Here is a 23,738-nt window from a genome sequence, read left to right as displayed (position 1 = left end):
CACATTGGTTCGTCTTGTTCAGTTTTCAAAGGTCTTTGTCGCTCTCGCGCGACAACTATATTAGTATATCATGACCTTACCTTACTGTCAACACTTTTTTTTAAAATTTTTTATTTTTTTGAAAGTTTTTTTACTTTTTTGGTTTATATAAAAAAATCAGGAGCATAAATGCTCCTGATTCCTCTATAATTTAATTGATGGTTTCAATCTCTTTTTTTGATCTCTATTCTTTTACTTCCAATAGACCAATATCTCCATCTTCTCTACGGTAGATCACATTTGTTGTGTTATCCTCTGCATCACGATAAATGAAGAAATCGTGTGCTAATAGATCCATTTGAAGGATCGCTTCATCTAAATCCATTGGTTCTAGATCAATTGTTTTTGAGCGAACAACTTTTTCTGTGGTTGCTGCTTCTTCTACAACTGCATCGGTAAACAATTTACCTGCACCAGATTTAACACGATTTTTCTTTTCGATTTTTGTTTTATTTTTACGAATTTGACGTTCAATTTTATCTACAACTAGATCAATTGAACCGTACATATCTTGAGAGACATCTTCTGCACGAAGTGTGATAGATCCAAGCGGAATGGTTACTTCTACTTTTGCGGTCTTTTCACGGTAAACTTTTAAGTTTACTCGAGCGTCTAGCTCTTGATCTGCCTGAAAATATTTTTCAATCTTTTCGAGTTTAGAAACGACATAGTCGCGAATGGCTTCTGTTACTTCTAGGTTTTCACCACGGATACTATATTTAATCATATTAGTACCTACTTTCTAAACATTATGTTTTTATTTATATGTATATTATAACGCTTTCATAAAGTTTTTGCAAATCTTTTTTTACCTTGCTATTGAAAATGTCTTTATTTCTTTCACACCTTTTTCAATTAGTAGGCGCTTCATTAATTCGATTGTTTTGCCCGTTGTGTAGACATCATCAAAGATAAGATATTTCTGCTTTTTTGAAACTTCTCCTTTTAATTGAAAGTTTTGAGAGGTTTTTAATCGTTCTTCTCTTGTTTTTTTTGATTGGGCTAAAGTGTCTTCTTTTTGGAATAGACTGTTATACTTTATCTCTACAAAATCTAGTATAGTCGATACTTGATTGAATCCTCTCTCCTGCTTTTTTTCATGGCTGATTGGAGTCGGTATTATCGTATAGCTTTTATACTTTTTCAAGGCTTTTTTGATGTCACATGTAAATACCATTCCTAATAAACGATCGCCTTCAAATTTATATCGCTTGAAATAGTCCTTCATTGCTGCATTATATCTATATAATGCTTCATGTTCTACTATATTCCCCTTTTGTATCCAGTATTCGCAATCTTTACATACTTTCTCCTCTTTATCTTTATAACATCTAGGACAATGGATTTCGCCAATTTGTTCGAAGTCTTCTTTGCATTCTTTACAAATCCATTCTTCTTGTTTATTCATAAAAATAAGGTCTGTGAAATGTTCACCAGTTTTCAACTCTTTCGTACAAAGCAGACATTCTTTCAAAATCCAGCCTCCTGATTCATTTCCTTTATTTCTTTAATCGCTTTCTTCATTTCTCGTGTTATGCCATCTGATAGAAAAAGTAGTTCACCTGTTGGTCTTTCTTTACTTCGACCGACTCTCCCTGAAATTTGTACGAGGGCACTTTTAGTAAATAATTTGTGATTACTTTCTAAAACAAAAACATCTACAAACGGAAAGGTCACTCCTCTTTCTAAAATAGTTGTCGAGACTAGCATAGTTATGGCTCTGTTTCTAATCTCTTCTACCATTCGTAGACGGTCTGTTGTCTGTGAGGATACAAAACCTACTGTATCTTTTGGAAAGTATTTTTTTAAGTTCTCGGTGAATTGTTGTCCTAATTCTATTTCAGATACAAAGATTAACAATGGGTAGTGAGTCTGTCTTTGTTTCTTGATCAGTTGCAATAGTTGGTAAGGGATTCTTCCTTTTTCTATTTTTTCTCTCATTTTCGGCACCCATTTTATTTCAGGGACCACTAGTGGGTTCCCATGAAATCTTCTTGGAAGACTATAACGAATGATTTCTTTTTTCTTGACCTTTTTATCTAACTCATCTGTAGAGGTTGCTGTTAAATATAGAGTGTTCCCCTCTTTTTTTATCGCATTCTGAGCTGCTTTATATAAGATTGGATTGTCCACATAGGGAAACGCATCTACTTCATCTATAATAAGGAGATCAAAGGCCTGATAAAACTTTAGCAATTGATGGGTTGTAGCGATCACCAAAGGTGTTCTAAAATAGGGTTCCGATTCTCCATGAAGCAAAGAGATGGGGCAGGAAAAATCTTCCTTCATTCTTCCGTACAATTCTATACAGACATCGATTCTTGGGGTAGCAATACAGACTGCTTTTCCTGCCTTGATCGCTGTTGCTACAACCTGATACATCATTTCCGTTTTTCCAGCTCCTGTCACAGCATGTACCAAGGCATGTTTTCCTGCTTTAACTGCTTGGATAAGTCCTTCAGATACCTCTTGTTGATAGGAAGTCAAGGTCCCTTTCCAGTTTAGCACCTCTTGACCTTCAAAGTCTCGCTGTGCAATAGTATAAAGTTTTTGATCACTCCGGATCCTCCCCAATTGGATACAGTCTCTACAATACAGTACCTCTTCACTCAACTTCCACAGCTTTTGATCAATCAAACTGCCACATCGAAAGCATTGGTACCTTCCATTCTGTTTTTCCATAGCTGGAAGTTCTTGGGCAATTTCTTTTAAATCATTTGTCATTTGACTCTCCGTTAAGAGTCTTCCATAAGAATCTTCTATCTTCATACTTATTAATTCGCAAAAGTTGGAGAAAATCGTTCTTTTTTTGTAAAATAAGAATATGGAATATGTTACATTTAAAGAGAACGGCACTGTTCAAGAAGAAATCAAAAAATCAAAATTCATTTGTCATGTCAAGCGAGTCTCCTCTGAAGAGGAAGCTAGAGATTTTATCAACGCCATCAAAAAGGAACACTATAAGGCTACGCATAACTGCTCTGCTTTCATCATTGGAGAACAAAGTGATATCAAACGGACCAGTGACGATGGAGAGCCTAGTGGAACAGCTGGGGTACCGATGTTAGGAGTTTTGGAGAATCATCGCATCACTAATAGTTGTGTCGTGGTTACCCGCTATTTCGGAGGTATTAAATTAGGCGCTGGCGGTCTGATTCGTGCTTATGCTGGAAGTGTTGCACAAGCAGTTCGAGAAATTGGACTGGTAGAAATCAAAGAGCAAGTGGTTCTTGGGATCACACTTTCTTATTCCCAATACCAAGAATTTGCTAATTTCTTAAAAGACCATCAATTGGCAGAACAAGATCCGATGTTCACAGATCAGGTGATGACAACTATTTTTGTAGATAAAGAAAACACAAATTCTATCACAGCAGCTTTAGTCGAATTTTACAATGGCAAAGTCATTATTGAGGACCAAGGAATTCGTGAGGTTGAAGTACCCCTACTTTCTGTAGAAAAATAATTAAAATACTATCGGCAACGATAGTTTTTTTTTATCACACCCATAAAATTTCTATATTTTACATTCTTCTCGCAAGAGACTATACTTGTTAGTATCAAGAAAACCTAGAACTGAGGTATATTATGGCTATTTATGAAAATATTACAGAATTAATTGGGAACACTCCGATTGTCAAATTGAATCGTCTTGTTCCTGAAGGAGCTGCAGATGTCTATGTCAAACTCGAAGCTTTCAACCCTGGGTCATCTGTTAAAGACCGGATTGCTTTGAGCATGATTGAAAAAGCTGAAGCGGATGGCTTGATCAAACCAGGTGATACCATTGTCGAAGCAACTAGTGGAAACACAGGGATTGGCTTGTCATGGGTTGGCGCAGCTAAAGGCTACAAAGTTGTGATTGTCATGCCTGAAACCATGAGTGTGGAACGTCGTAAAATCATCCAAGCCTATGGAGCTGAACTCGTTTTGACTCCTGGAAGTGAAGGAATGAAAGGTGCCATCGCTAAAGCTGAAGCAATCGCTGCAGAAAGAAATGGCTTCCTTCCTCTTCAATTTGAAAACCCTGCTAACCCAGAGGTACATGAAAGAACAACAGGACAAGAAATCGTTGATGCCTTTGGAAAAGATGGTTTAGATGCTTTTGTCGCAGGTGTTGGTACTGGTGGTACTGTTTCTGGTATTTCTCATACTTTGAAAAAGAATAATCCTGCTGTCAAAGTCTATGCCGTTGAGGCCAATGAATCTGCAGTCCTTTCTGGCGAAAAACCTGGACCACATAAAATCCAAGGGATTTCAGCAGGCTTTATCCCAAATACTTTAGACACTAACGCATATGATGGTGTTCGTCGTGTATCTTCAGAAGAAGCTTTCGAACTTGCACGCGCTATCGGTGGAGCTGAAGGATTCTTAGTCGGTATCTCAAGTGCAGCTGCTATCTATGCTGCTATTGAAGTCGCAAAAGAATTAGGTAGCGGTAAAAAAGTTCTTGCTCTTGCACCAGATAATGGAGAACGTTACCTTTCTACTACCCTTTACGAATTTGAATAATTCTCTATATCAAAAAAACTTCGATAGGTTTCATCAACCTATCGAAGTTTTTATTTTTTTTCTTGTTTGCTAAAGAATACCTTTCCTTCTTTGACCCAGGTCGGCATCTGTTGAGCTAAGGGGGCAAAACCACTCTTGTGACGGTCATTAGAAAAGCGATGGTGTCGAATGCTTCGTTGCGGGGTCTCTTCAAGCGTTCTCAGAGAGAGGCTAGCTTTGTTGGTATATTCATCAACATCGATGACTTGAACAAAGACCTTCTCCCCAATCGACAGAATATCCTGAATATTACTTACATAACCACTTCTAATCTCTGAGATATGAATCAAGCCCGTCACACCCGACTCTAGTTCGACAAAGGCGCCGTAAGGTTGAATTCCTGTGATGGTTCCTTCTAACTTATCTCCAATTTTCATATTAGTCCTCAATTTCGATGGTTTCAATCACGACATCTTCTACCGGCTTATCCATCATCCCTGTCTCAACAGCCGCGACCTCATCCAACACAGCAAAAGAAGCTTCATCCATCAATTGTCCAAATACGGTATGGCGTTGATCTAGGTGAGGAGTTCCTCCTTCTGTCGTATAGATTTCAGCAATTTCTTCAGGCCAGCCACCGCGGACCAATTCCTTTTTCGAATATGGGAGATGTTGATTTTGTACAATAAAGAATTGGCTACCATTTGTGTTTGGTCCAGCATTTGCCATCGAAAGGGCTCCGCGAATATTGTACAGTTCTTTTGAAAATTCGTCTTCGAAGCTCTCACCATAGATGGATTCACCACCCATACCTGTACCAGTAGGATCTCCCCCTTGGATCATAAAATCTTTAATAATCCGATGGAAAATGACACCATCATAATAGCCAGACTTAGCAAGAGCTACAAAGTTTGCAACTGTTTTTGGCGCTTGATCCGGGAACAATTGAATGTTCATCTCACCGTGATTGGTTTTGATCACAGCGACAGGACCGTCAACCGTAGCAAGTTCTAACTGTGGTAATGTCAATTCTTTTTCAACCATATTTAACTCCTCTAAGGCATAGAATATGCCATCTTCTTCTAAATTCTTAGTGATATAATCAGCTTTTTCTTGTAACTCTGGAGCAGATTTTCCCATTGCGATACTAATTCCAGCGTAATCAAACAGTTCTAGATCATTTAATCCATCCCCAAATACTAAAACATTCTCTGGCTTCAAGCCCAAATGATTTACAAGATGAGAAACTCCTGAAGCTTTTGAAGCTTCAAAGCGAACAACATCTGACGAATGGGGATGCCACGAAACTAGGCGCAAATCCTCTTGCAAAGAAGGGGGCAACTCTAGCTCACTATCCTGTTCATCAAAGGTCCACATTTGGAAAATAGGTTCTTTCAGATGCAGATCTGGATCTACAGGTAAGTTGGGATAAATGATGTCAATAGCATCACTGATCAAGGGTGTCCGATTAGACAGGGCAGCTTGATGACTAGCCACTAACCCATAATCAATCTCGGATTTTTTAGCCCAATCTACAAAAGAAGAAACGATTGCTTCATTGATTGGTGATTGGTAGATCACAGTTCCTTTTGTATCTTCTATATAGGCACCGTTTAAGGTTACTAGAAAATCAGGCTTTAAGTCCATGATTTCAGGAACAACACCAAAAATCCCTCTACCGGTTGCAATCCCTGTTCGGATTCCTTTTTCTTTCAACTGATGAAAGACTTCTTTGACAGATTCTGGGATCAATCCAGTTTCTTTTGCACGTAATGTATCATCAATATCAAAAAAGACGATTTTAACTTTTTTGGCTTTATAACGTAATTTTGCGTCCACTTGTCTCCCCCTTATGATCATGCTCTATTATAGCATGTTTCCTTTTAAAAATCTTCTTGATTCACCAGATGGTGTCGAAAGGCATAGACGACTGCTTGCGTCCGATCACTGACTTCCAATTTGGATAAGATGTTGGAGACATGGGTCTTCACTGTTTTTAAAGAAATGAAGAGTTCATCTGCTATTCGTTGATTTTCATATCCTTTCGTCAATAAAGCCAGAATATCTCGTTCTCTAGCTGTCAAATCATCATGCAATTCAGCATGGTTCTTTCGTGACTCAACTTTTCGACTAACTTCTGTCTCAATCGCAAATTCTCCCTTTGCAACCTTCCGGACAGCCTGTAAGATCTCAGTTGCTGACGAGGTCTTTAAAATATACCCTTTTGCACCGGCATCTAAGACAGGGTAAATCTTTTCGTTATCTAAATAAGACGTCAAAATGACAATTTTAGCTTCCGGCCACTCTTTTAGGATGGCTAGAGTCGCATCGATTCCATTTAGCTCTGGCATCACAATATCCATGATGATGACGTCTGGTCTTTCTTTCAGCGCCAACTCCACCCCTTCTTGCCCATTTTTCGCCTCTAAGACTTGCTCAATATCGGTTTGCATGGACAAAAAGCTTTTCAATCCCAATCGGACCATTTCATGGTCGTCTACTAATAATACTTTCATACAGTTTCCTTTTCATTTTTCTCTTTTACAAGGAGGGGAACTCGAATATCTACAGCCACTCCCTTTTGAGGACTCGTTCTTATTTTAATGGTTCCCGCCATGTCTTCTACACGTTCTTGAATATTTTTCAACCCATAACTCAATCGTTCCAATTTTTCCTGCTCAAAGCCGATTCCATCATCTACCATCCGTAAATGAAGTTGTTTTCCTTCCTGATGCAAAAAGACATCCATTTGTTGAGCTCTAGCGTGTTTCAAGGTATTGCTGACAATTTCTTGGACGATCCGAAATAGATGTTCCTCCATTTCTTTTGGAATGCTCACGTCATTATGATGGAAGACAACTGTTAGGTTACTCTTTTCCTTCAATTCTCTAAAAATCATCTCCATCCCTTCTACCAAACTTTTTCCTTCCAATTCTGTAGGACGAAGATGTAGGAGCAAGACGCGCAAATCATTTTGGGCTGTACCTAGAATATCTGACACACCATTTAGTTGCTGCTCAATCTGACTTTTCTCTAACTCAAGGGCCTGTGCTGCCACTCCAGATAAAATCATATTGGCTGCAAACAATTCTTGACTAACCGTGTCATGTAGATCACGCGCAATTCTCTTACGCTCGATTTCCACAATTTCTTCCTCATTTCGCATCACACGATTTTCACTTTTTTGTAAATTTTCTTCTAGTCGAAGCAATTTGCTGTCCAATAAATCTAACTGTTGATTCAATTCTTTTGGGGCAATTTCTTTTCGCTGTGAAGCAGTCAGGATAGATTCTACCTTTTGTTGTACTGCATGGACCGTTACAAATTGCGTGATTTTGATAATTAAGACAACCAAAGCCGTCAATGCAAGCGTCAGACTAAAAACCAAAAATAGGAATGATTGAAGCAAGGAAAGATCTGAGAGAAGTTTGCCCCACTGAAAACCAACAAAATGGAAAATAGTATGACAAATGACCGCAACCACCATTAGGGAATAGAAGTACAAGAGGAGATAGTCTAATTTCTTCATGCGCGAATCACCTCAACATCCCCAACAACACCAACTAAGACAATTTTTATAGAACGGTGCGACCTCCGATAATGTGCCGTTTCAATGTCTATGGTTTCATTCCTCATTTTACGGACAGGAAGATCCAAAAACTTCAGATCTCCATAAAGGGTGTTAATTTGTAAATGCAACTCTAAATCAATCGGTAAGATAATTTTAGTATGTCCAAAACCTTTCCGGATGATCACCACATTGTCCCAATTGCAAATGGCTACCTCCTCTAAATGGAGGGTGTCATTCCCAAAAACTCGGATCACATTCAGATCTCGATACCCTTGACTTTGCTTTGAAAAATGTTGTAAATCACCAATCCATCGAGTTTTTTCCTGACGAATTTTCGTATCCTCTTCAACATCAAACACAACTGCTTCATTTTCCTTATACATATAAGGGTAGGCGATCAATAAACCATAAACCACCGCAAATAAAATGGCTGCAATCACAAAAGGATTCAGCATCACGATAAAAAATAGAAGCACACTCAGTGCGATTAATAGAAAATTAGCTTTTTGTTTGCCAAAATAGTAATACAGAAGGAGCAAAAAGAGAACCATCAAGACAACAAATCTGGAAAAATCGATTGATAAAATGGTGATTGCTGCTAATGTTAACAAAATGGCTTCAACGAAAATAAAAATTTGTATTTTCCACATAGTCTACCTCATCTTTTCCTATTTTATCAAATTTTTCCTCATTTGACTTCCGTCTGTGGTTGGATAATAGCAGACAATCAAAAAGACTCAGAAATCCATCTGAGTCTTAGACTGATTTATGAATCTCCACCAGTTGCACTACTGCTAGAACTTTCTGTATCTGATCGTTCAGCAGAAGATGAACTAGATGTATCTGAACTTGATGAGGCTTTCGTACTTGAAGAAGCCGTCACTTTAGGCTCATATACAGTCAAAACAATTCGTGTTCGGTTAATATCCACCGTACTCGAAACTTCTGGAGTTTGACTGACAATTTGACCGGCAGAAACAACTACCCCATCAGGGAGATGTTCCGTTTTTCTTAATTCGATATTGGCTTCTTTAATACCATAGATCTCAATCAAATTACTTCTAGCAAAATCATAAGTTGATCCAACATAGTTTGGCATTTCAATTGAAGTCGTTTCTTTCGCTACTTTCAAAACAATCTTAGTTTTTGAATTCAGAGAATATTGCTCTCCTGGAGCTGGAGTTTGTTCAAGAACTGTCCCTGCAGTATAATCGAAGGTCTCAACTTCTTCAATCGTGATCATTTTGCTTGATACTTTATAAGTATTTTTCAAATCTTCTTCTGCTTTTGCCCGTGTTTCACCCACGTAATTTGGCATTTCAAAGCTGTTTGGTCCTTTTGAAACAATCAAATCAATTCGACTTTGTTCTTTCTTTTGGGCCCCTGCATTTGGATTGGTTCGAATGACATAGCCTTCTGCAACCGAATCACTGTACTCTTCTTTCTCTTCACCGACTTGAAGGTCCTGTCCCTCAATAACCGCTCTAGCTTCGGCAATGGTTTTGCCGGAAACATCTGGAACGGTTTTATTGGCTGGGCTCATATACAACAAGAAAGTAAAGGCTGCAAGAACTAGAGCAATGGCAACAAACAAGACCTTGTAGCGCGCCCGCAAACGTCTTCTTGGCTTTTTACTTGGCGCCATTGTCTGCTGATCAGATAATGGTCGATTAGGATCTACTGAACTGATTTCACTGCGTACTTCAGAGATTGGAACAGGAGCCGTTTTTGGAGTTGGACTCACTTTTGGAAGAGTCTTTGTATCAGCTTTCGCTTGGTCTTCAAAAACCAGTTTTTTCTCATTTCTTCTCTCATAGGACAAGCAACTTGAAAGATCCACATACATCTCTGCCACTGATTTATAGCGATCCGTCAGTTTTTTAGCTGTCGCTTTGATCACTACATTTTCTAAAGCTTGTGGAACATTCTTATTTTCTTCACGAATAGATGGGAGTGGCTTTTGAAAATGCTGCAAAGCAATTGTGACTGCACTATCTCCATCATAAGGAATGTGTCCTGTCAACATCTCATAGAAAATGATCCCCATCGCGTAGATGTCACTTTGCACCGTAGCTTTTGAACCGCGCGCCTGCTCAGGGGACAAATAATGAACCGACCCCAACATCGAGTTGGTCTGAGTCAAACTAGTCTCTGCGAAGGCCACTGCAATCCCAAAGTCTGAAACTTTTGCTGTTCCATCTGGTGTCAAGAGAACATTCTGTGGTTTTAAATCTCTATGGATAATGCCACGCGTATGGGCAAGACGCATAGCTAGAAGGATCTGCCCCATCAAACGAACAGCTTCTTCATTTGATAAAGGAGCATTTTCTTTGATATAGCGTTTCAAGTCTAAACCTGCAACATATTCCATTGCAAGGTATTGTTGTCCTTCTTCTTCGCCAATGTCTGTAATCCGAACGATATTTGGATGGTCCAGCTCTGCCATCGCCTTTGCTTCACGCTGAAAACGCGCAACCGCAATGGGATCCGTCTGGTAATTCGTACGCAGTACCTTGACTGCAACTTCTTCCCCATCTAAAATCAAATCACGCGCAAGATAAACATCTGCCATCCCGCCGCGTCCAATTTGTTGGATGATTTTATATCGCCCGGCAAAAATTTTGCCGATTTGAATCATGCTGCGTCCTCCTCAGTAAAGTGGAGCAGTACAACAGTGATATTATCCAAGCCTCCAGCATTATTGGCAAAACGAATCAAGGTTTGAGCTTTTTCTTCCAGTGAAACATCACTCAAGACAATATCTCTGATTTCATCCGGACCAATCATATTAGTTAAACCGTCACTATTGATCAAAATATAATCATCTGCTTCAACCGTCACCAAACCATAATCCGGCTCCAACTCATCTTTTTGGCCAATGGACTGAGTGATGATGTTACGTTGAGGATGATGGGCTGCTTCTTCCTCTGTGATTTGACCTGCTCGCAAAAGAGCATTTACAAGAGAATGATCACTGGTCAACTGCTGATATTCGCCCTGACGAATGAGGCCAATCCGCGAATCTCCAACATGGGCATAAATCACTTGCCCTTCTACAAAAGCCAAGGCTTCCAATGTCGTTCCCATTCCTTTGTGCTCATCATCTTGCCCAGCTAAATGGATCCGACGGTTCACAGCTTCTAAATGTTCTGCAAACCATTCCCGTACTTGATTAACCGTCTCGATCTCAGAAGAAACCCAAGCCGCACCTAGGTCTGTGACTGCCATTTCACTAGCAATATTTCCGGCACGGTGTCCTCCCATACCATCAGCAAGTAAAACCATAGATTTTCCTGCCTTGTTTTTATATTGATTTGCATAGTCTTGGTTATTTGTCCGTCTTTGACCTACATCGGTTAAGATCGTAATATCCATACTGTCAGTTTCCTCCTGATATTATGAGATTCTCTTAAAACGACTGATAAAGAAGCCGTCGCTTCCATATAATTCGGGTGTAATAAGAATACAATCATTTTTAAGAATATCTTTTCTTTCGTGATCCAATGGGACTTGTTCGAAATTTGGATGGTCTTTCAAAAATTGGTCCACTACTTCAAAATTCTCTTTGCCCATAATTGTACACGTACTGTACACTATTATACCACCTTTACGCACACTTTGACAAACACTATCCAGAATGGCCAATTGAATAGCTTGTAAAGATACAAAATCTGCACTCTCTTTATTGTACTTGATATCAGGCTTTCTCCGTATCAAACCAATCCCTGAACAAGGCGCATCCACCAAAATTTTATCGAAAGCATCAGGTCCAAATGTTTCAAAGACTTTTGTCGCATCTAACTTCTTTGTCAAAATTTTGTCCGCAACATGGAGCCGATTAGCATTTTCTTGAATCAATTTGAGCTTATGGTCATAGAGATCCAAGGCTGTGACTTTCCCAGTTGTGAGATAAGAAGCCAGGTGAGTCGTCTTTCCACCTGGCGCCGCACAGGCATCTAAAACCCACTCATCTCCTTGCAAATCCAAAGCCGGTGCCACCAATTGACTGGACTCGTCTTGAATAGTAATGCGCCCTTCTTTAAACAAGGAATGCGCCGCAAAATGTCCCTGCTCTTTCACGAGAGCGGACGAAGCAAGTAGAGAGGAGGTTGCTTCGAACAGCTGAGCCAACTCTTCTTTTTCGTCCAGATCAATCACACGAATACTGGATTTATTACGCTGATAGAGACTCTTAAAAATAGCGCAAGCACGTTCTTCACCGTATTCTTCGATCAATGCTTTGACCAACCATACAGGTAGGGAATACTCTACCGAATAACGTTTGTTCTTTCGCTTGATCGTATCAACAGCTGGTAGCCCCTCGCGGAGGAGCTTTCTAAGAATAGCATTGACAAACTTCTCACTGCCTTCTTTACGACGTTTTGCTATCCGGACGGCTTCATTGACGATGGCATGATCGGGAATTCGGTCTAAATAGACAAGTTGATACAAACTCATCATCAAAAGATAATAGAGCCAAGGATCTAATTTCGTCCGGTCTTCAATTACGTGGGCGAGATACCACTCGAGTGTTATCTTCCGTGCGACAGTACCGTATACAACTTCCGTAACAAAGCTTCTATCTTTATCTGAAAGTTGAGAGTGTTCTAGCGCTTGATTTAGGGCAATATTAGAATAAGCTCCCTGTTCAAAAACCTCTTCTAACACTCGAACGATCTGTTCACGCGCATTCATTTGTTTAACTTCCAAAGTGATCTCCTACTTTCAATTGACGGCCAGCGCCATTCAAAAAGTCTGTGATGGACATTTTTGGTTTTCCTGCTGGCTGCACAACTTTGAGGGATAGCGCGCCTTCTCCTGCAGCGACCAGCAACTCTTTTTTGCTCAAAGCTATCACTTCTCCTGGATTTCCATTTCCTTCGCATAGCTCTGCTTCATAGACTTTGAAGCGTTGACCATTTAATAACGTATGAGCGACTGGCCAAGGATTCATCCCCCGAATCTGGTTAAAGACTTGGCGATTGGTTTTTGTCCAGTCCAAAACCTCTTCTTCCGGTAAAATATTCGGTGAAAACGTGACCAAACTTGGATCTTGTGGACTTGGCTTGATCTCCCCTGCCAGGTAAGCTGGCAAAATATCTAAGAGTAAGTCACGTCCAAGGAGTGCCAATTTTTCAAACAAAGTTCCCACATTGTCCTCATCTAAAATTGGGAGAGAACGAGCTGCAATCATGTCTCCGGCATCCATTTCCTTGACCATTTCCATAATTGTAACCCCAGCTTCTTCGTCACCATTGATCAGGGCATAGTGAATGGGAGCTCCACCTCTATATTTAGGCAATAAAGACGCGTGGACATTCACCGCAAACTGGAAGTTCTCCAACAATTTTGTCGGTAAAAATTGTCCAAAAGCAGCGGTCACAATTCCATCTGCATCTAGTGATAAGAGAGTTTCCATTTCTGGACTACCCGATAATTTCTCCGGCTGAAGAACCGGTAGTTGATGTTCCAAAGCTACCTGCTTCACCGGGGTCATTCGAATCTCTTTTTTGCGACCTACTTTACGGTCTGGTTGCGTCACAACTGCCAAAATTTCATAGCGCGAATCTGCTAACAATCCCTTTAAAACCGTCGCTGAAAAATCAGGCGTTCCCATAAAAATTAATTTTGTCATTTCTTTCTTCCTTACATAAAACTTTGAGGTTCATTATCAATACTGACACGTAGATCTTGGTTGCCTCTTTCTTGTGTAAATTCTAAGATTTGATTCAAGACCTGAGTCATGCCTTCTTCGAAACGATATTTCACAATGATTTGATAATGATACAAATTATGTGTGCGTGCAATTGGTTTAGGTGTTGGTCCTAAGATTTGGACCTGATCAGATAAGCCAGATCGGAGAATTTCCATGACCTGATGTGACTTCTCCATCACAATTTCCTCACTCTTATGGGATAGGGTTAACCCAACTGTGAAGTAATAAGGCGTATAGCCCAGCTGCCGGCGAATCTGCATTTCATAGGCAAAAAAACCTTCATAATCTTGGTCTTTGGCAAATCGAATCGCATAATGATTGGGGTTATAGCTTTGAATGATAACCTCTCCTTCTTTCTCTGCTCGTCCGGCCCTTCCTGCCACCTGAGTCAAGAGTTGAAAGGTTCTCTCAGAGGATCGATAATCCGGTAAATTTAAAGAAGTATCCGCATTCAAGACACCCACTAAGGTCACATTTGGAAAATCCAACCCCTTGGCAATCATTTGCGTCCCTAACAAAATATCCGCTTCTCCATTCCCGAAAGCATCTAATATTGCTGCGTGGCTCCCTTTTTTTCGGGTGGTATCCACATCCATGCGCAGAATTTTAGCTTCAGGAAAGATCTCTTGTAATTCATCATAGGCTTTTTGCGTTCCTGTCCCGTAATAACGAATAGAAGGACTTTGGCAATTTGGACAGTGTCGAGGAATCGCTTTACTATAGCCACAATAATGACAGTTCATGGTTTTAGTATCCATGTGGAGGGTCAGTGAGATGTCACAATTGGGACAAGTATCTACAGTTCCACACTCGCGACACATGACAAAGCTGGAATAACCACGGCGGTTCAACATCAAGACAACCTGCTCTTTTTTCTGCAAGCGATCAGCAATAGCTTCCACTAGAACCGGAGTGAAATTACCAGCTTCATTTTGGCCAATATAATCACGGAAATCAACGACTTTAACTTCTGGAATTTTGGCTGCCGGATTGGCCCGCTGGGTTAGACGAATTAATTCATAAACCCCTTTTGTTGCACGAGCTCGCGATTCCAAACTTGGGGTGGCCGATCCAAGAAGCAAAACTGCTTGATTGTACTGAGCCCTTAGGACCGCGACTTCCCTTGCGTGGTAGCGCGGATTACTATCTTGTTTATAGGATGCCTCGTGCTCCTCATCAATGATGATGGCTCCGATGTTTTTTAAAGGAGCAAAGATTGCTGAGCGCGCTCCAACGACTACCTTAGCCTCCCCACGTTCAACTTTCCGCCATTGATCATACTTCTCACCATTTGATAAGCCCGAGTGTAGAATGGCTACTTCCTGACCAAAACGCGAGATAAAACGGTCTGTCATCTGTGGTGTCAGGGAGATTTCAGGGACCAACATGATAGCTGTTTTTCCCTTATTTAGAACTTCCTGAATAATCTGCAGATAAACTTCTGTTTTCCCACTTCCAGTCACACCCTCTAATAAAAAAGGCTTTGATGTTTTCCCAATTTGAGAAACTACTGTTTCGACAGCTTTTGCTTGCTCTGAATTTAAAAGCAGAGCCTGGGTCTGTTCTTTGCCTTCATAATATGCAGCCGCCCGATTCACTTCTCGTTCTGTTATTTCTAAAACACCCTGATCAATAAAATAAGCCACTACTTCTCGTGAAAATTCCTGATACAATCCTGCTAAGGGTTGCTCCCCTTGCTCTAGTAACAGGCGCTCTTTCAATGCGAGCCTTTTTTTAGCTCTCTCTGATGGTTGAAGTTCTTTTAATCCTTCCAGGTTAACGCGATACCGTTTTTCTGTTTTAATTTGTTTCTTATCCTTGGCCTTGTATTCAAGTAGCAAATCTCCTTTTCTGACCAACCGCATCACTTGGGCTTGATCGGCCGCATCTAGAGAAGAAAAAGAAACTTCATTTTTTTCACCAAAAAGTTTCACTTTGAGAGTGGGATCTAAAGAAGGTTGAGGATACAAAATCTTATCATAACTTGAATTGAGGAGAGAAGGAAGCATGGTTTTTAAAATCGTAATCTTATATGAAAAAACACTTTTTCGTAATTGATCTGCCAACCAGAACTGCTCTTGATTTAAGACCGGAGTGTAATCCAAGACCTCCACAATTGCTTTTAATTCCTCGCTTGTGTCTGCCTCTTCTAAAACACCTACCACAATCCCTTGAATGAGGCGATTCCCTTTACCAAAGGGGACATGAACTCGCATACCTGCCTCTACCATATCCTCAAATTCTGATGGAATCTGATACGAATAGGGTTTATCTGTCTGCATCAATGGGACATCTACGATGACTTTTGCTATCACTTTTTCACCTCCAGCCTCTATCATATGAGCTTTACTTTATCACGGAACCCTTTAAATAGCAAAAAATAAGATTGAGAAGCCCCAACCTTAAATTTTTTCACCATCTTCTTTTTCTTTGGCAATTTGTTCCTTAATTTTGCGCTCTTCTTCTTCTTTGCGAATCCGCTCTGCTTCAATCCGACGACGAAGCGCTTCACGTTTTGCTTCTGGATCCGGGTGAACAACTACGTTCCCAGACTCGATTTCTTCAAGCGCTTGTAATGTTGATTTAACTGATTGGAATTCTTGAGTTGGCACTGCACCACTTTCCAATTCGTGGGCCCGTTTTGCCTCAAGAATGACCAATGAATATTTTGATGGTACTTTGTCAAGCAACGTATCAATAGAAGGTTTTAACATCATATTCCTATACCTAATTTCTAATTATTTATCTCTTCACAATAGTTTGTGTTTTTGGTAACATATCCAGATAATGGCCAATGACACGGTCTACACGGAAATGCTCTGCTTCGATCACACGTTTGACACGCTCTGCAGCAAGAGGAACCTCGTCGTTCACAATGGCATAGTCATATTCACGCATCATGGCGATTTCTTCTTTTGCTTTTTCAATCCGTTGCGCAATGACTTCTGCACTATCTGTCCCGCGACCCACTAATCGATCTTGCAATTCATCCAAATCAGGCGGAGTTAGGAAAATAAAAACTGCATCTGGAACTTTCTTCTTTACTTGAAGTGCACCCTGAACTTCAATTTCAAGGAATACATCGATTCCCTTGTCCAAGGTTTCATTCACATAGGTTAAAGGAGTCCCATAGTAATTTCCAACGTACTCAGCGTACTCCAACATTTGCCCTTGACGGATCAAATCTTCAAATTCTTCACGTGTACGGAAAAAATAGTCGACACCATCCACTTCACCTGGACGTTGTGCACGCGTCGTCATCGATACAGAATACTGAAACTGATTGTCCGAGTTTTCAAAAATTTCTCGTCTAACCGTTCCTTTTCCAACCCCCGAAGGGCCAGAAAATACGATTAATAAGCCACGATCCGCCATGATTTCTCCTTCAATGTCTTTCTATCTAGTGTAACAAAAATCGGCCTAATTTTCAACTGATTTTTTCATTCAAAAAGCTTGAGATGCTAGATCTCAAGCTTTTTGTTTATTTTGCGTAATCGACTGCACGCAATTCTCGAATAACGGTAACCTTAATGTTTCCAGGATATTCAAGATTGGACTCGATCTTCTCACGAATATCATGAGCCAAGATCGTCACTTTATCATCCTTAATTGCCTCAGGGCTAACCATAATACGGATTTCACGACCCGCTTGAAGGGCGAAACTTGTCTTAACTCCTTCAAAACTATTTGCAATTTCTTCAAGATCTTGCAAGCGTTTGATGTAGCTTTCAAGTGACTCACTTCGTGCTCCAGGTCGAGCTGCACTCAAGGCATCCGCCGCAGCGACAATGACTGCAATGACACTTTCTGGTTCCACGTCCCCATGGTGACTGGCAATGGTATTGACCACCACTGGGTGTTCCTTGTACTTCCGTGCCAATTCAGTTCCAATCTCGACGTGACTTCCTTCCACTTCACGGTCAATCGCTTTACCGATATCATGTAAGAATCCTGCACGTCGTGCCAAGGTAGCATTTTCACCCAACTCGCTAGCAATAATACCAGAAAGTTTAGCAACTTCAATGGAGTGACGCAAAACGTTTTGACCATAAGAAGTACGGAATTGCAACCGTCCCATGATTTTCATCAAATCTGGATGGAGGTTTGGCGCACCGATTTCATAGGCAGCCGCCTCACCGTATTCACGAATCCGGTTGTCAATTTCCTGGCGGTTCTTCTCAACCAGCTCTTCGATGCGGGCTGGATGGATCCGACCATCTTTGAGAAGGCTCTCCATTGTCATGCGGGCGATTTCACGACGAATCGGATCAAACCCTGACAAGGTCACCACTTCAGGCGTATCATCAATAATCACATCGACACCTGTCAAACTCTCAAAGGTACGAATATTGCGACCTTCACGACCGATAATCCGACCCTTCATACTATCGTCCGGCAAATGAACGGTTGAGTTTGTTTGCTCAGCAACAAAATCACCCGCCATTCGCTGCATAGCTTGCACGAGAATGTCTTTTGCGATTTTATCAGAACGTTCTTTCACTTCCAATTCAGCATCACGAATCCGTGAGGCAATTTCTTTTGAAAGTTGCTCTTCCGTCTGACTCAAAATAATGTCACGCGCTTCTCCTTGACTTAGAGCAGCGACACGTTCCAGTTCTTCTACTTTCTTGTGTTCAAGCTCTTCCAGCTGTTGTTCACGCGCATCAATGTGTTTAGTTCTATCTGTAAGACTTTGCTCTTTGTGTTCAAGAGACTGTTCTTTGCTTGTTAAAATGTCGTCTTTGCGATCAAGATTGCTAGCACGTTCTGCCAAACGGCTTTCTAATTGCTTCAATTCTTGTCGTTCTGACTTAAACTCAGCATCGACCTCTTCACGATATTTTCTGGCTTCTTCCTTTGCCTCCAAAAGTGCTTCTTTTTTAAGTGAACTTGACTCATGCTTCGCCTCTTTTAAAATCAAATCGGCTTCGCGTTCAGCCTGTCCACGTAAATTCGTTGCTTCTTGTTCAGCATTCAAAAGGGTGAGTTCCGCAGCTTCTTTTGAAGCTTTCATTTTAAGAGCAGTTCCCACATATCCAATGACTAAACCAATGACCGCGGCAAAAACACCTGTAATAACAAAATTCATGCTTTTACCCCAAATCTATTTAATTAGTTGAATTAAAAATTCTTTTACATTTTACCATAAATTACTAAAATTAACAATCTAAAAAAACAGGAAAAACCTTTTATATTTTTGCTTAACGCTTATTCTTTTATCGTCTTTTCTTTCATGGAACATCTGTGAGGAATTCATTTATTTCCACTTTGTTGAATCTGTTTTTTTATGCTATAATCAAGAAAAACAAAGAAGGATTTGAGTATGACAAAAGAAGTAATTGTTGAAAGTTTTGAATTGGACCACACGGCGGTGAAGGCTCCCTATGTACGCTTGATTGGGGAAGAAACTGGACCCAAAGGAGACATCATCTCTAACTTTGATATCCGTTTGGTGCAACCCAATGAAAATGCGATTCCAACTGCAGGGCTCCACACGATCGAGCACCTTCTTGCGATGCTTATTCGCAAACGCATCGATGGTATGATTGATTGTTCCCCATTTGGATGTCGCACCGGTTTTCATATGATCATGTGGGGACAGCATTCGAGTACGGAAATTGCTAAAGTGATTAAAGAATCTTTAGAAGAAATTTCATCAGTCAGCACTTGGGAGGATGTCCCAGGCACAACCATTGAGTCTTGTGGAAATTACAAGGACCACAGCCTCTTCTCAGCCAAAGAATGGTGTCGCTTGATTCTAGACCAAGGAATTTCTGACGATCCGTTTGAACGTCATCTTGTTTAAGACTAAAAAAAGGATGAACCTCTGGTTCATCCTTTTTTATTGTCATTTTTCCCAAAAAGGGGATGTCTGATCAAGCATTAATAATCCAGAGCATCTGAATGACCTTTTCCGTTTCCTACGAAATAACCCGTTTTGGCATTGATACTAAAGAGATAGGTTCCATCTGGTTTGAAGAGGTTGTAATAGCCATTACCGTTAATGATATTGACACGCTCTAAAATGTATTGATTGCCAGTGATATGTCCACGTTTACGAGCAATATTCAATACTTTTTCAAGGATCCCATCACCAAATACCCAAGCTGGGTTATTGACATCATTGATAGCTGCTTGGTTATATGGCACACGACTCAAGTTCCGCTGAAGTGGGACACCATCGCTTGGAAGACCGTACCCTGAATAGCCTGGGTTTGCCGTTCCTGCACTACCTGTAGCAGCATTGACAGCTGGGGCCGTAGGCGTTGCTGCTTGAGCTGGGGCTGGAGTTGCATTAGAAGTATCTGTACCACCTGTCCCTGTCACTGGTGCCGGTGTCGCAACTTGTTGTGAACGTCCTTGCGCAACCGCCTCATTCAATAAGCTATCTAATTTTTCATTGCCTGTCTTTGTTTCTGCAAAGGTCGCATCACTTTTCGCTTTGGCAGTTGCATCAAGAACTCCATCTTTGATGACTGGAGAACTAAATTGAGAATTCACTTTTTGAATGGCAGAAACTTGCTTCACAAGGTCTTCATATTTTGTTTTAGCCGCATTATAATCACTGCTTCCTTCTAATTTGTCCAGCAGTTTCTTCAGATTTTCCAAGTCTCCGAATTTATCATTTTTAAGAGCACTTTTTGATTCATCTACAAAAAAGGCATCGTAGGCTTTGGTAAACTCTTCCAATTTTTGAGCCTGTGTTTCACTGCTACTTGATTTAGAAGTAGAAGATGACTTGCTAGATGAAGACGATACAACAGTTGTACCACCAGATTTTCCACGACTGTGCATCCAGTTATAGGTCACAAAAATGGCCGAACCGACAATCGCAAGACCTAAGGCAGAGTATAGAACCGCTTTGATTCGTTTGCCCGCATTGCTTGGTGTTTCCTCAGGAAGTTCCTCAGCTTCTACAATTGGTTCAGTTGGTGTGGGGCCAAATTTAATCTTAGCAGGTAATTCAGTTGAGATAGCATCCATTTCAGGCCTTTGTTCCAAGACTGTTTCCGTTACTTCCGGCGCCTCCACTGCTTCAGCTACTTCAGCAACTGTTTCTGAAGCTGCCAACTCTTCAGCTTTAGCCAATTCTTCTTTGGCCAAAATTTTTGTATCGTATTTTTCAGCTTCAATTTCTGCTCGGTGTTGTTTGATGTATTTGTCTAAGACATTATCACCTTCCGTTACACCTGCTTCGATTTCTTCTGCCTTTCGATTGGCCTGCCCAATCGTCATCTCTTTAGCATCTTCAAAATCTAAAATTGATTCTGTTTCTTGCTCTAATGGCTTATTATCCTTCTCTGTCATAAAAATCCTTTCTATGCCTTTATCTGCCGTTTTACTCGTTCCCCAAAATATTGGTAGAGATCAACTTTTAGGGTTCCGTTATAAAGTTTTCGTTTTTTATCTGCTTTACTACCGAATTTAGATTCAAAACCTTCATCACTGGTTAAGATAAATTTACTCCAGGTTTTGAGAGGTGCAAATACGTGCCCCATTTCAGTATACAATTTCGTCACACCTTCATCATCAGATAATCGTTCTCCATATGGAGGGTTGGAGATAATCACCCCGTTGATCTTATCTGAGTGAAGATCTTGAACTCGCATTTGTTTAAAAGTAATGTCCCTGCTAACGCCCGCTTTCTGGGCATTTTCTTTGGCAATCTCAACCATCCGTGCATCGATATCAGTTCCCATAATATCCAATTCGATCTCGCGATTGATTTTTCTACTTGCTTCTTGACGGACTTCATGAATCAAGCGATCATCCATCCAGTTCCATTCTTCAAAAGAAAAGGTCCGACGTAAACCAGGTGCCATATTTCTCGCAATCATCGCCGCCTCAATACAAAACGTTCCAGAACCACATGTCGGGTCAATCAAGGGCTTATCTGGATACCAGTTTGACAGCATAAGAATTGCCGCTGCCATATTTTCCTTAATAGGGGCTCCCCCTTTTTCAGTCCGATAACCACGTTTGAAGAGGCTACTACCAGTGGTGTCAATCAAGACAGTGGCTTGATCTTTAAGGATCGATACTTCGATCTTGAACTCTGCCCCATTTTCCATGAGAGGAACACCTTCTGGCCGGGCATAATGTTTTTGTAACTTTTTAACCACTGCTTTTTTCGAAATGGCCTGAACGCTAGGTTCATTATGAAGTTTTGATTTGACACATTTAGCCTTAGAAATAGGAAAACGTGCTCCTAAAGGCAAATAATTTTCCCAATCCAAAGCAAAGACACCTTGAAAGAGTTCTTCGAAGGTTTTGGCTGGAAAAGTCCCAACCACAATTTTCACTCGATCAGCCGCTCGCAACCAGAGGTTGGTTTCTATGATTGCTCGACGGTCTCCTTGAAATCGAACCCGTCCATTTTCAACCTGGCAATCGTAGCCAAGATCGCGTAGTTCTCGACCAACAACAGCCTCTAGGCCAGCAGCGGCCGTTGCAATCAATTCAAATTGTTTTTTCATCTTATTCCTATCACTTTAAAAAAGGAGGTTGAGATCTCTCTCCACCTCATCAACCTATATGCAATTTTCTATAAGCCATGTTTTGTTCCAGAAATGACTAGGTACCATTTCCTTTGATAATCATCTGTCTACTGTTTCCAGTCAGAATGCTATGTTCGTTTCCACGCATTCCATGCCCCGACCAAAGTTTGGGTTGCTAGCTTGAGGGGTTTACCGCGTTCCACTTTTTAGGTTTCCCTAAAAACTACGTCACTGTGGCACTTTCAGAGTTACTAGAGCTTATCCTTAGACTTAGCTCCTTCACTCGCCGTAACTTGAATACCAAGTCCCTAGGCTTATGGATTCACCTAGCACAAACACTACAGGCATCACAGCCTGTGCTAGCATGGACTTTCCTCATGAGAATATTCTCTCACGCGATTATCCAAAAATTGCACAATCTATGGGATTAATAATCGCGATCTACGATCTGTTTCCCAAAAACTTCTTTTTCCAAACGATTGAGACGTTTGAGAATATCAAAGTTCGTCGCTGTTGTCACTTGCGGGTATTCTTGCGTAGCAGTGCTAGCAATCGGAGATGTTTGTGGTGTTTCCTGTGCTTTTTGGGCAAGTTCTTCACGAAGGCGTGCGTTTTCTTCACGCAATTCCTTCACCAAAGCAGCATAGGTTTCATAGTCTTTTATGACATCATCCAAAAATTCATTTACTTCATCTTTATTATAACCACGAACTTCTCGTTTGAAATCTTGATCAAAAATATCTTTCGCAGTAAAAATAATACTCGCCATTACTCTCTCCAATCTAGTTCATCATCTCAATTATATAAAAAAATGGTAAGAAAAATCAAGGTATAACACTTAGTTTTCGTAAAAATTTTCAGCAAGTTCATTTAAGTCATCAAAACTTAATTGTTTGACATAAAATGGTTCTTTTTCTACCATCATTTTGTAAAGATATTTTAAATTGGTTTCATTTTCTGGATCATAAAAAACATAAGCTCCATCCGCGTTATCTATCAAAAACTGATTGTATTCTTTTAGTTGACCCGGATTGCTATAGTGTGGATAGGCATATTTCACGAAATCCACCTGTTTGAAGCGTGCTAATAATTCCTGATTGCTTTCATTCCAATTTTCGCCAACATTCTCAAATAGGAAGATCGTCGCCATTTGAAAATCGTAATCTTTTTTTAATGCAAAGGCGACCTCTAGTACCCAAGCCTCAAATCCCAAATTACCAGAAAAGACCAGCCATTTCACTCCTTCTTCAAATAGACGACGAAGATCTCTTTCAATGGCTTTTTTGATAATGGTCAGTCGAGGGTCTTTATTGGAAAAGACTCCCACATCAAAACTCTTATAACCTGCAACAAGTATGGTATTCATTTTTTCCTCATTATTCTAATTTATGATATAATAGAGTGATGTAATTGTACCAATAAG

23 protein-coding genes and 1 other RNA gene are annotated in these 23,738 nt (G+C 40.4%); 3 read left to right on the top strand and 21 right to left on the bottom strand.

Going from position 1 to position 23,738, the window contains the following annotated elements:
• Positions 1–223 precede the first annotated feature (223 nt).
• From hpf to H7T97_RS04055, 3 genes are all read right to left on the bottom strand, one after another.
• Positions 224–766 carry a ribosome hibernation-promoting factor, HPF/YfiA family gene (gene hpf, locus H7T97_RS04065; RefSeq protein ID WP_021154569.1) on the bottom strand — a complete coding sequence of 181 codons (543 nt, stop codon included), beginning with the start codon at positions 764–766 and terminating at the stop codon, positions 224–226.
• 81 nt (positions 767–847) lie between these two features.
• Positions 848–1,513 (bottom strand): ComF family protein, encoded by a 666-nt coding sequence (locus H7T97_RS04060; protein WP_201089490.1) that lies wholly within the window; start codon positions 1,511–1,513, stop codon positions 848–850.
• Entirely contained in the window at positions 1,510–2,808 is a 1,299-nt protein-coding gene (locus H7T97_RS04055) for an ATP-dependent helicase ComFA (protein ID WP_201089488.1), read from the bottom strand. Before H7T97_RS04055 ends, H7T97_RS04060 begins: the two co-directional genes overlap by 4 nt.
• 55 nt (positions 2,809–2,863) lie before the next feature.
• Here H7T97_RS04055 and H7T97_RS04050 point away from each other — a divergent pair, with 55 nt between their 5' ends.
• On the top strand, positions 2,864–3,505 hold the full coding sequence (locus tag H7T97_RS04050; RefSeq protein WP_021154565.1) for a YigZ family protein: 642 nt from the start codon (positions 2,864–2,866) through the stop codon (positions 3,503–3,505).
• A 122-nt stretch (positions 3,506–3,627) separates the two neighbouring features.
• A complete protein-coding gene (gene cysK / locus H7T97_RS04045) occupies positions 3,628–4,551 on the top strand; it encodes a cysteine synthase A (protein WP_003004014.1) in 924 nt (307 codons plus the stop codon).
• A gap of 50 nt (positions 4,552–4,601) precedes the next feature.
• On the opposite strand, the gene H7T97_RS04040 is transcribed toward cysK, so the two are convergent.
• The 13 genes from H7T97_RS04040 to H7T97_RS03980 all read right to left on the bottom strand — a co-directional run bounded on the left by H7T97_RS04040 (position 4,602) and on the right by H7T97_RS03980 (position 18,906).
• The gene (locus H7T97_RS04040) at positions 4,602–4,967 is read right to left on the bottom strand and encodes a S1 RNA-binding domain-containing protein (protein ID WP_003003962.1); all 366 of its coding nucleotides are present in this window, start codon (positions 4,965–4,967) and stop codon (positions 4,602–4,604) included.
• Position 4,968: 1 nt separating this feature from the next.
• Positions 4,969–6,369: a bifunctional Cof-type HAD-IIB family hydrolase/peptidylprolyl isomerase gene (locus H7T97_RS04035; protein ID WP_201089486.1), complete on the bottom strand. Its 1,401-nt coding sequence runs from the start codon at positions 6,367–6,369 to the stop codon at positions 4,969–4,971.
• 44 nt (positions 6,370–6,413) lie between these two features.
• Positions 6,414–7,046: a response regulator transcription factor gene (locus tag H7T97_RS04030; protein WP_155127850.1), complete on the bottom strand. Its 633-nt coding sequence runs from the start codon at positions 7,044–7,046 to the stop codon at positions 6,414–6,416.
• A complete protein-coding gene (locus tag H7T97_RS04025; protein ID WP_201089483.1) occupies positions 7,043–8,059 on the bottom strand; it encodes an envelope stress sensor histidine kinase LiaS in 1,017 nt (338 codons plus the stop codon). Before H7T97_RS04025 ends, H7T97_RS04030 begins: the two co-directional genes overlap by 4 nt.
• Complete coding sequence (gene liaF / locus H7T97_RS04020) at positions 8,056–8,751, bottom strand: cell wall-active antibiotics response protein LiaF (RefSeq protein ID WP_201089481.1); 696 nt, start codon at positions 8,749–8,751, stop codon at positions 8,056–8,058. Before liaF ends, H7T97_RS04025 begins: the two co-directional genes overlap by 4 nt.
• Positions 8,752–8,867: 116 nt before the next feature.
• A complete protein-coding gene (gene pknB, locus H7T97_RS04015) occupies positions 8,868–10,739 on the bottom strand; it encodes a Stk1 family PASTA domain-containing Ser/Thr kinase (RefSeq protein WP_201089479.1) in 1,872 nt (623 codons plus the stop codon).
• Positions 10,736–11,476: a Stp1/IreP family PP2C-type Ser/Thr phosphatase gene (locus tag H7T97_RS04010; RefSeq protein ID WP_021154558.1), complete on the bottom strand. Its 741-nt coding sequence runs from the start codon at positions 11,474–11,476 to the stop codon at positions 10,736–10,738. Before H7T97_RS04010 ends, pknB begins: the two co-directional genes overlap by 4 nt.
• A 21-nt stretch (positions 11,477–11,497) precedes the next feature.
• Entirely contained in the window at positions 11,498–12,811 is a 1,314-nt protein-coding gene (gene rsmB, locus H7T97_RS04005; RefSeq protein WP_201089477.1) for a 16S rRNA (cytosine(967)-C(5))-methyltransferase RsmB, read from the bottom strand.
• Positions 12,801–13,736 (bottom strand): methionyl-tRNA formyltransferase, encoded by a 936-nt coding sequence (fmt, locus tag H7T97_RS04000; RefSeq protein ID WP_150905430.1) that lies wholly within the window; start codon positions 13,734–13,736, stop codon positions 12,801–12,803. Before fmt ends, rsmB begins: the two co-directional genes overlap by 11 nt.
• A gap of 11 nt (positions 13,737–13,747) precedes the next feature.
• Entirely contained in the window at positions 13,748–16,156 is a 2,409-nt protein-coding gene (locus H7T97_RS03995; RefSeq protein ID WP_150905428.1) for a primosomal protein N', read from the bottom strand.
• A 63-nt stretch (positions 16,157–16,219) separates the two neighbouring features.
• Positions 16,220–16,534 (bottom strand): DNA-directed RNA polymerase subunit omega, encoded by a 315-nt coding sequence (rpoZ, locus tag H7T97_RS03990; RefSeq protein ID WP_003010339.1) that lies wholly within the window; start codon positions 16,532–16,534, stop codon positions 16,220–16,222.
• Between the two features lie 25 nt (positions 16,535–16,559).
• Positions 16,560–17,192: a guanylate kinase gene (gene gmk / locus H7T97_RS03985; RefSeq protein WP_003003905.1), complete on the bottom strand. Its 633-nt coding sequence runs from the start codon at positions 17,190–17,192 to the stop codon at positions 16,560–16,562.
• 106 nt (positions 17,193–17,298) lie between these two features.
• A complete protein-coding gene (locus tag H7T97_RS03980; RefSeq protein WP_049492366.1) occupies positions 17,299–18,906 on the bottom strand; it encodes a ribonuclease Y in 1,608 nt (535 codons plus the stop codon).
• 234 nt (positions 18,907–19,140) lie between these two features.
• Here H7T97_RS03980 and H7T97_RS03975 point away from each other — a divergent pair, with 234 nt between their 5' ends.
• On the top strand, positions 19,141–19,623 hold the full coding sequence (locus tag H7T97_RS03975; RefSeq protein ID WP_061455957.1) for an S-ribosylhomocysteine lyase: 483 nt from the start codon (positions 19,141–19,143) through the stop codon (positions 19,621–19,623).
• Positions 19,624–19,700: 77 nt separating this feature from the next.
• On the opposite strand, the gene H7T97_RS03970 is transcribed toward H7T97_RS03975, so the two are convergent.
• The 5 genes from H7T97_RS03970 to H7T97_RS03950 all read right to left on the bottom strand — a co-directional run bounded on the left by H7T97_RS03970 (position 19,701) and on the right by H7T97_RS03950 (position 23,681).
• Positions 19,701–21,125 (bottom strand): cell division site-positioning protein MapZ family protein, encoded by a 1,425-nt coding sequence (locus H7T97_RS03970; RefSeq protein WP_201089475.1) that lies wholly within the window; start codon positions 21,123–21,125, stop codon positions 19,701–19,703.
• Between the two features lie 11 nt (positions 21,126–21,136).
• Positions 21,137–22,294 (bottom strand): THUMP domain-containing class I SAM-dependent RNA methyltransferase, encoded by a 1,158-nt coding sequence (locus H7T97_RS03965; RefSeq protein WP_151191396.1) that lies wholly within the window; start codon positions 22,292–22,294, stop codon positions 21,137–21,139.
• A 66-nt stretch (positions 22,295–22,360) separates the two neighbouring features.
• Positions 22,361–22,726: RNase P RNA component class B (gene rnpB, locus H7T97_RS03960), an RNA gene on the bottom strand.
• A gap of 16 nt (positions 22,727–22,742) precedes the next feature.
• Entirely contained in the window at positions 22,743–23,084 is a 342-nt protein-coding gene (gene gpsB / locus H7T97_RS03955) for a cell division regulator GpsB (protein WP_049496141.1), read from the bottom strand.
• A 69-nt stretch (positions 23,085–23,153) separates the two neighbouring features.
• Positions 23,154–23,681 (bottom strand): SLOG family protein, encoded by a 528-nt coding sequence (locus H7T97_RS03950; RefSeq protein ID WP_023920293.1) that lies wholly within the window; start codon positions 23,679–23,681, stop codon positions 23,154–23,156.
• Positions 23,682–23,738 lie beyond the last annotated feature (57 nt).

It is taken from the genome of Streptococcus parasanguinis (assembly GCF_016648925.1).
GTDB lineage: Bacteria > Bacillota > Bacilli > Lactobacillales > Streptococcaceae > Streptococcus.
Note: the sequence above shows the minus strand (reverse complement) of the source record. Positions and strands in the feature narration are given on the sequence as shown.

Excerpts from the sequence above, each read along its gene's own strand:
- hpf (WP_021154569.1), bottom strand. The coding sequence starts at position 766 with ATGATTAAATATAGTATCCGTGGTGAAAACCTAGAAGTAACAGAAGCC.
- H7T97_RS04055 (WP_201089488.1), bottom strand. The coding sequence starts at position 2,808 with ATGAAGATAGAAGATTCTTATGGAAGACTCTTAACGGAGAGTCAAATG.
- H7T97_RS04050 (WP_021154565.1), top strand. The coding sequence starts at position 2,864 with ATGGAATATGTTACATTTAAAGAGAACGGCACTGTTCAAGAAGAAATC.
- cysK (WP_003004014.1), top strand. The coding sequence starts at position 3,628 with ATGGCTATTTATGAAAATATTACAGAATTAATTGGGAACACTCCGATT.
- H7T97_RS04040 (WP_003003962.1), bottom strand. The coding sequence starts at position 4,967 with ATGAAAATTGGAGATAAGTTAGAAGGAACCATCACAGGAATTCAACCT.
- H7T97_RS04030 (WP_155127850.1), bottom strand. The coding sequence starts at position 7,046 with ATGAAAGTATTATTAGTAGACGACCATGAAATGGTCCGATTGGGATTG.
- H7T97_RS04025 (WP_201089483.1), bottom strand. The coding sequence starts at position 8,059 with ATGAAGAAATTAGACTATCTCCTCTTGTACTTCTATTCCCTAATGGTG.
- liaF (WP_201089481.1), bottom strand. The coding sequence starts at position 8,751 with ATGTGGAAAATACAAATTTTTATTTTCGTTGAAGCCATTTTGTTAACA.
- pknB (WP_201089479.1), bottom strand. The coding sequence starts at position 10,739 with ATGATTCAAATCGGCAAAATTTTTGCCGGGCGATATAAAATCATCCAA.
- H7T97_RS04010 (WP_021154558.1), bottom strand. The coding sequence starts at position 11,476 with ATGGATATTACGATCTTAACCGATGTAGGTCAAAGACGGACAAATAAC.
- fmt (WP_150905430.1), bottom strand. The coding sequence starts at position 13,736 with ATGACAAAATTAATTTTTATGGGAACGCCTGATTTTTCAGCGACGGTT.
- H7T97_RS03995 (WP_150905428.1), bottom strand. The coding sequence starts at position 16,156 with ATGATAGAGGCTGGAGGTGAAAAAGTGATAGCAAAAGTCATCGTAGAT.
- rpoZ (WP_003010339.1), bottom strand. The coding sequence starts at position 16,534 with ATGATGTTAAAACCTTCTATTGATACGTTGCTTGACAAAGTACCATCA.
- gmk (WP_003003905.1), bottom strand. The coding sequence starts at position 17,192 with ATGGCGGATCGTGGCTTATTAATCGTATTTTCTGGCCCTTCGGGGGTT.
- H7T97_RS03980 (WP_049492366.1), bottom strand. The coding sequence starts at position 18,906 with ATGAATTTTGTTATTACAGGTGTTTTTGCCGCGGTCATTGGTTTAGTC.
- H7T97_RS03975 (WP_061455957.1), top strand. The coding sequence starts at position 19,141 with ATGACAAAAGAAGTAATTGTTGAAAGTTTTGAATTGGACCACACGGCG.
- H7T97_RS03970 (WP_201089475.1), bottom strand. The coding sequence starts at position 21,125 with ATGACAGAGAAGGATAATAAGCCATTAGAGCAAGAAACAGAATCAATT.
- H7T97_RS03965 (WP_151191396.1), bottom strand. The coding sequence starts at position 22,294 with ATGAAAAAACAATTTGAATTGATTGCAACGGCCGCTGCTGGCCTAGAG.
- gpsB (WP_049496141.1), bottom strand. The coding sequence starts at position 23,084 with ATGGCGAGTATTATTTTTACTGCGAAAGATATTTTTGATCAAGATTTC.
- H7T97_RS03950 (WP_023920293.1), bottom strand. The coding sequence starts at position 23,681 with ATGAATACCATACTTGTTGCAGGTTATAAGAGTTTTGATGTGGGAGTC.